We start from the raw sequence: 1,577 nt of genomic DNA on the forward strand, positions 1-1,577 counted from the left end.
CTAGCTACTTGCCCCTGAAGAAGTCTGGGCTTCCGCTGGGGTGACCTGTGTGGAGTGCTGGTGTGAGTCGTCCGAGGCCGTCACAGTGGGGGTGGGCCTTGGCGGCCGGGGGTGGTGGCGATGTTGCGTGTGTCCGGGCCACAGGACGCATGGTGGGAGGTGCTGCCGGAGCAAGCGCGGCAGCTGCCCGTCGAGCTGGCCGAGATCGACGCGTACCTGGATGACGAGCGGTTCATCGCCCCGTGGCGTGCGGTGTTCGCCGAACGGCTGGGGCGGCCGTCGGTCCCGGTGGAGACGCTGCTGCGGCTGCTGTATCTCAAGCACCGCTACCAGCTCGGCTACGAGACGCTGTGCCGTGAGGTGGCGGACTCGCTGAGCTGGCGGCGGTTCTGCCGCATACCGCTGGCCTCCCCGGTGCCGCACCCGACCACGCTGGTCAAACTCGTGCGTCGCAGCGGCCCCCAGATCATCGAGCAGCTCAACGCCGCGCTGCTGGGCAAACTGGTCGAGGAGAAACTGCTGCGGTGCCGCAAACTGCGCATCGACACCACCGTGATCGAGGCCGACATCGACCACCCCACGGACGCCGACCTGCTGGAGCACGGAGTGCGCAAGCTGGGCAGACTGGTGCACCGGATCAAGGCCGTCGGCGCCGCCGGGCGCACTCCTTTCCGGGATCGCAGCCGGTCAGCAGGCCGCCGCCTGAAGCAGATCTCCCGCACTCTGCGGCGGCGCACCGGCCGGGCCCTGGGCGAGATCGACCGGCTCACCGGCGAGGTCGCCGCCATCGCCCGTGCGACGCTGCGGGACGTGGCCTGCGTGGAGCGCAACGCGCGGCGCGCGCTGCGCGGGCGGCCCTCGGGGCGGCTGGCGCATCTGGTCGGTGAGCTGGCCGGGACCGTGACGGGCACCCGGCGTCTGCTGGAGCAGACCGCGTTACGGCTGGCGGGGATCCGCACGATCCCCGACCGGCTGGTGTCGTTGGCCGACCCCGATGCCCGGCCGATCCGCAAGGGCAAGCCCCAGCACCCCACCCAGTTCGGCTACACCGCGCTGGTGGCCGAAGACGAAAACGGCTTCGTCGTCGACCACCAGGTCAACCGCGGAAACCCGGCCGATGCCCCGCAGTTGGTGCCCTCGGTCGAGCGGGTGACCGCTCTGACCGGCCGCGTTCCGGCAACTGTGGTCGCCGACCGCGGCTTCGGCACCGCGGGCAACGACCGGGCCCTGGCTGAACTCGGTGTCCGAAGGATCGGTCTCCAACGCACCGGAACCCCGGGAAAAGCCCGACGGGAGTACGAACGCAGCCGCCCGTTCCGGCGGATGCGCAACTGGAGAGTCGGCATCGAAGCCCGCATCAGCCACCTCAAGCGCACCTTCGGATTCCGCCGCACCCGCCTCCGCCGCCTCGCCGGCGCTCAGACCTGGACCGGACTCGGGATCTTCGCCTACAACCTCCACCGGATGACCGTCCTCAGTCGCTGAACAAGGAAGGGCAACCCAGCCCCGCCCGGGACCAGGTGTCAGCAACAGCCCGCCCACCAGGCCAAATCCTTTTTCAGGGGCAAGTAGCTAGG

General features: G+C 70.1%; 1 protein-coding gene. It reads left to right on the forward strand.

From position 1 onward, the window contains the following. Positions 1–120: 120 nt before the first annotated feature. A complete protein-coding gene (locus tag AC3ETA_RS47675; RefSeq protein WP_432199153.1) occupies positions 121–1,485 on the forward strand; it encodes an ISNCY family transposase in 1,365 nt (454 codons plus the stop codon). Positions 1,486–1,577: the final 92 nt, after the last annotated feature.

Source organism: Streptomyces sp. bgisy027 (assembly GCF_057710365.1).

Bases quoted from the DNA above. Each gene is read 5' to 3' on its own strand.
- AC3ETA_RS47675 (WP_432199153.1), top strand. From the start codon at position 121: ATGTTGCGTGTGTCCGGGCCACAGGACGCATGGTGGGAGGTGCTGCCG.